4 protein-coding genes are annotated in these 4944 nt (G+C 55.7%); 3 read left to right on the top strand and 1 reads right to left on the bottom strand.

Annotated elements, in window-relative coordinates; translation table 11 throughout:
* On the top strand, positions 1-250 hold a 250-nt coding region (locus WBQ96_RS28155), incomplete at its 5' end, for a hypothetical protein (RefSeq protein ID WP_336556333.1).
* A gap of 757 nt (positions 251-1007) precedes the next feature.
* Here WBQ96_RS28155 and WBQ96_RS28150 read toward each other — a convergent pair.
* Entirely contained in the window at positions 1008-1706 is a 699-nt protein-coding gene (locus WBQ96_RS28150; RefSeq protein ID WP_336556332.1) for a DNA-processing protein DprA, read from the bottom strand.
* Positions 1707-2594: 888 nt separating this feature from the next.
* On the opposite strand from WBQ96_RS28150, the gene WBQ96_RS28145 reads away from it, so the two are divergent.
* The gene (locus WBQ96_RS28145) at positions 2595-2861 is read left to right on the top strand and encodes a DUF982 domain-containing protein (RefSeq protein WP_336556331.1); all 267 of its coding nucleotides are present in this window, start codon (positions 2595-2597) and stop codon (positions 2859-2861) included.
* Positions 2862-3196: 335 nt separating this feature from the next.
* Positions 3197-4822: a calcium-binding protein gene (locus tag WBQ96_RS28140; protein ID WP_337035960.1), complete on the top strand. Its 1626-nt coding sequence runs from the start codon at positions 3197-3199 to the stop codon at positions 4820-4822.
* Positions 4823-4944: the final 122 nt, after the last annotated feature.

Raw genomic sequence — 4944 nt, 5'->3', positions numbered from 1 at the left:
CGCTCCTCTCCCAGCCGGGAAACTACAGCGGAAAACTCCAATTCTGAACGGTCCAGTTTTCAGGGATCAGATCACCGTAAGCAATGCTACTCACTGGATTCTTCAAAGCGGGGAATGGCGCGATTATCTGAGAAGCCTTCGACGGGTAAGCAAGGCGCGGGCTGCCGGCGCCATCACAGGGGGCTTGCTAAGAGTGGCGATTTATGTCGGACTGTTTTTCGGATTTGGTCGCCTTGTGCCCTTGATGTGACCAGAGCGTTGGGACGGTTTTGTCGTTCGATCCAAGATTCGGAGAGGGTGGGAGCGCAAAAACAACATTTCCGAAGTCTTAGCGATCATGGTCGCGATGGCACTACGAGGTCCTCTTCAGCGACATCGAACGGGTCATCCAATTGCTCATGCAATGTTCGACCACACGAAATTGCACACTTCGGAAATCTATTTAGATCGGCTAATCGCCATGCGCTGGCAATTGCGTGCCCTCCGGAAGTGAAGACGTCGTCAATGAGAACAACGACGCCTGGTGGCATCTTTCCAGTCAGAACCAAATCAGGCAAAAGAACTTCTGGCCGCCTGGACGTGCTGTCCGTACTTTTAGGAAGCAAGCGCCGCCACCGCAGGATGTCCGCAACAACAGCCGCTGGTCCGACGGCTCGTCTGACAGCATGAGCGATTAGCGCAGTCCTCGGAACTGTCGCAGCGCCCTGAACCGCAATCCGATTAGGAATTGGCACCAGGATCTTCGGCCCCCATCCCTGGGCCTTTACCAATGGTGCGGCCCATTCACCGAACCAGTCCATTGCCCGATCCTTGTTGGCATCAGTAATTATTACTGGTTTTCCGGAAATTCTTACCGTCGTGTACTGCCTAGGATTGATCGTCTTTCCTTTTACGGCGTGAACTAACAACGTCGCATTGAAGTCCTCACGACGCATCTGACCTACAGCGCTGGTCAGGTATTGTGCGCGGAAATGAACTCTCATACGTCAATCCGCACAACCAGCACGCTACCGCAACAATCTAGTTGTAATGTCCGAGACCTCTCGAAGCGGAACACAGTTCTCGTACTCTAGAAATTTCTTTGGCCAGCTAAGTCTAGGATCCTCGACGACCGAATTAGCAATGAACAACCAGCGGCCGAGCTTGGTACACTCCACTGCTTGATGAAGCGTTCCTGATGTATCAGACGCTTCCATGATCACACTCGCGTCAGTAAGCGCGGCCATCAACCTGTTTCGTTTGGGAAAATCCGAGGGAAACGTGCGCTCACCTGGTCGAAACTGGGAAACAAGCAAATGGTTGGAATAGATAGCCATCTGAACGTCGGCGTGTTCAATCGGATAGGCTTTGTCGATTGGAGTTCCTATTACAGCGATTGTTTTCCCGCCAGCGTCCATTGCGCCAACGTGTGCAGATATGTCGACCCCCTTCGCAAGACCACTTGTCACAACGATTCCGGCTTGAGAAAGCTCACGCGATATTCTTCGCGACCGCGCGGCCCCTTCCGGTGAAACTTCTCTCGCGCCGATGACAGAAACGCACTTGAGTTTCAAAAGGGAAATCTGGCCGGCGTAGTAAATATCCAAACTCGCATCACTCTGATCGCGAAAGAGATTGCCCTGCGTCGCAGGAAATGGTCTGCCCGTATAGTCAAGGAGTTCCTGCAACGCTATCGTAGCGACGTTTGACGGGGGTACGTAGCGCACCCTTCTCTCCCTCTTTCCAAGGGAGGAATGTGTGGATTTTTCCATACGTTGCAGCAACATAGCCCCCAAAGCTTGCCCGCCGCGCTTCCTCAACGTCTACCGCGATTCGCGAGATCGAAGTAGGGAGGTGCAGCGTTCATCTGTGGACAAAATAGCTGAATTAGGGGTTCGAGGCAAATTTTCCTATTATTGAAAGTTTCACATTCGTCCCCTTCCGCGCCAGCGGGGTTCTTTTGGCGACGATAGCTACTTACGCAAATAGCTTTTCCGTCCGGTATCCGTGAGGCAGTATTGGCCGCCACGTGGCCCTGTGCAGTACAGCCCTGACCGGCAGGAACACTCCCTCTGAGCGTTGGCCGGAGCCATCTCGGAAGTTCCCTTGCTCATCAGCCCAAGCGCGCTACTACCGCCGCCTCCGAAGACCGCAGCGCAGCTTTTCTTACTGGCGCTCACAGACCCGTCGTTGCAGATGAACGTTGTGCCCTGACAGTGCGAGATGCCCCCCTTCCGGCCGCTGCAGGGAGTGTTGGCCGCTGTCGCTGATTGTACCGCCGCGATGGTAATAAAGGCGCTGAGCAGCGCCAAAACAATTTTACCCACCGCCAACTCCCCCAAGCCCGACAACTCGAATTCATCGCATGAATTGGTCAGGGGAACAAGAAACGCTACCCCATCGGCTGACCGGCTCATCACTTCATCCGCCTCACCTAATCGCGACGCCGGGTCGATAATGGGCTCTGGCCAACGCTAGCACTGTGTCAGCGGAGGCTCGGCGCCACCCGCTCCACCCCCGCGCAAGTACGTCGAGCCTCTTGAAAGTGCCTGTCCAATCGTTGTGCAACCACTTTGACGTCGCAGCCGTTACAGCCTCGATAAGGAGGCTGGCACATGAAGACCGACGTCAGGTTTGATAGTCCTGTTTCCATCGCCCTTGGCCCGTCCAAGAACGTCATGGTGAATGTCGTTTCAGCCAACGAAGCGGCAGAGATTCTGGTCACAAGGTGGCCCGACAGGCGGGGACCACGTCACCTGGAAGCTCGCAAGATCGTGTTGGCTGCCCTTGAAGGTCGTCTACAACCGTCAGACGGCCGGAAGGCATTCGTTAAGGCTGCGGAAGAGGCTGATATTCTTATCGATGCAGGGGATCGTTGGTAGGAGCGCCTCATACCTGAAGGAGCTTTCGAGAAACAATAAGCCCGCCATCGCGAGGGTAGCGAAGGCGGGCTCTATGCCGCCGGGAGTAAGGAAAACCGGCGACTACCGCCCACGGTGATTAGGCACGGACAGATGGGGCGGCATCGAGCCAACGTCGCGACGCCCATTGACGTTCCATCAAAATCGCTGGACGGCAAAGAATTCCATGATTAACTGATTTCGCAGCTGACCCCGTCGCTGCAAAGGCCGGCGCGAAGACCCCCAAGTCGCCCAACGCGCCGGCCTCTCATTAGAGGATGTGGGATGCCACACTATCCCTGAGGAGGAACCAGGCAATGACCAAAATCAGGCTGTCAGAGTTTGAAAGCCTGGGCAGCAATCTTCGCGCCCAATTGCAGGAATACCTCGATTGGGCTGGTTCGCTCATCACCGAAAAATCGACGACGAGTCTTTTGATACACAAAAGCGGCGATGGATCGGAAGGTGGCAGCGCAAAATGGACCGGCACCAGCTTCCAATACGCCAGTGCTGATGAAAGCGATCCGACCCCGCTCTCTGGGATAGCTACAGGATTTGAGCTGAGCCAAACGATCGCAACGTCCGCAAGACTGCAGTTTCAAGATTTCTCGGTTTCGTTGGTTGCGAGCTATAACGCTCTGTCCGTTTCGGTCGACGCGTTTCTCGAACTGTTCGGCGATATAGAGTTCTTTGGTGGGTCAGGGGCTGATGTCGTCCAACTGGGGTCCGGCAACGACAGGTTACACGGCCATGACGGTGACGACACGCTCTACGGGATGGGTGGCAACGACGTCTTTTTCGATGGTTACGGGAACGATATGCTGTATGGCGGAACAGGCGATGACACCTACATTATAGGTCCTGGCTTCGACACGATCATCGAGCTGCCCGGCGAGGGACTTGATAGGGTACGCGCATCTGTCGACTTCACCCTGCCGGACAATGTCGAGAGGCTTGTGTTGCTTTATGGGCCTATTAATGGGACCGGCAATACGCTCGACAATCTGTTGAGAGGAAGTAACGACAATAACATCCTCGATGGCAAGGCCGGCAAGGATGCGATGTATGGTGGCACTGGCAACGACACTTATGTCGTTTCTTCGTCTGGTGATCAGACAATCGAACTTGCGAACGAGGGCAAAGACACCGTTCGTTCCCTTATTCACTGGACACTCGGAGCGAACGTCGAGAATCTGGAATTGCAAGGCACAGCCAATCTGGTCGGAACGGGCAACAGCCTGGACAACAGCCTCACGGGCAACGCCGGAGACAACACGCTAAGAGGGGGTGCCGGCAACGACATCCTCAACGGGGCAGCCGGAAAGGACACGACGTATGGCGGCATCGGCAACGATGTTTTCATCGTCTCCTCGACAGGCGACCGGACGATCGAACTTGCAGGTGAAGGCGCTGATACGGTCAGGCCCTATATCGACTGGACGCTCGGCGCCAATATCGAGCGGCTGGAGTTCCTAGGCTCCGCCAACCTGACCGGCAATGGCAATACGCTCAACAACACGCTCATCGGCAACAGCGGCGACAATATCCTTCGTGGTGGCGCCGGCGATGACACGCTGGTTGGTGGCTGGGGCAAGGACACGCTCATCGGCGGCGACGGCAACAATACGTTCTTTTTCAATTCATCACTCGACTATGCCGGCGTCGACAGGATCAACGATTACGATCCGGCCAAGGATACGATCCAGTTGGAGAACGAGGTCTTTAGACACCGCTGGTCGGACTGGCTGCCGACCGGCTGGCTGTCGGCGGGCGCTTTCCACACCGGAACAGAGGCGCATGATGCGACCGACCGCATCATCTACAACAGGGCGACCGGAGACCTCCTCTTCGACCCGGATGGGTCGAGCTCCAATGACCCGATCAAATTCGCGACGCTTGCCCCGGGACTTGCAATGACCGCCAACGACTTCTTCGTCGTCTGAAGGCTGAAACGCAAAGGCCTACCGCCTTTTTCGCCGCCGCTGTCCATACCTGAATTCAGGGATACCAGTCTCGCTGGCATATCCGCAGGCTTGCCGAGCGCAGTATCCCAATGAGGTAGGCA

The organism is Mesorhizobium sp. CCNWLY176 (genome assembly GCF_037153935.1).
Taxonomy (GTDB): domain Bacteria; phylum Pseudomonadota; class Alphaproteobacteria; order Rhizobiales; family Rhizobiaceae; genus Mesorhizobium_M; species Mesorhizobium_M zhangyense.
This window is presented reverse-complemented; position numbering and strand designations above follow the sequence as displayed.

Bases quoted from the DNA above. Each gene is read 5' to 3' on its own strand.
- WBQ96_RS28145 (WP_336556331.1), top strand. From the start codon at position 2,595: ATGAAGACCGACGTCAGGTTTGATAGTCCTGTTTCCATCGCCCTTGGC.
- WBQ96_RS28140 (WP_337035960.1), top strand. From the start codon at position 3,197: ATGACCAAAATCAGGCTGTCAGAGTTTGAAAGCCTGGGCAGCAATCTT.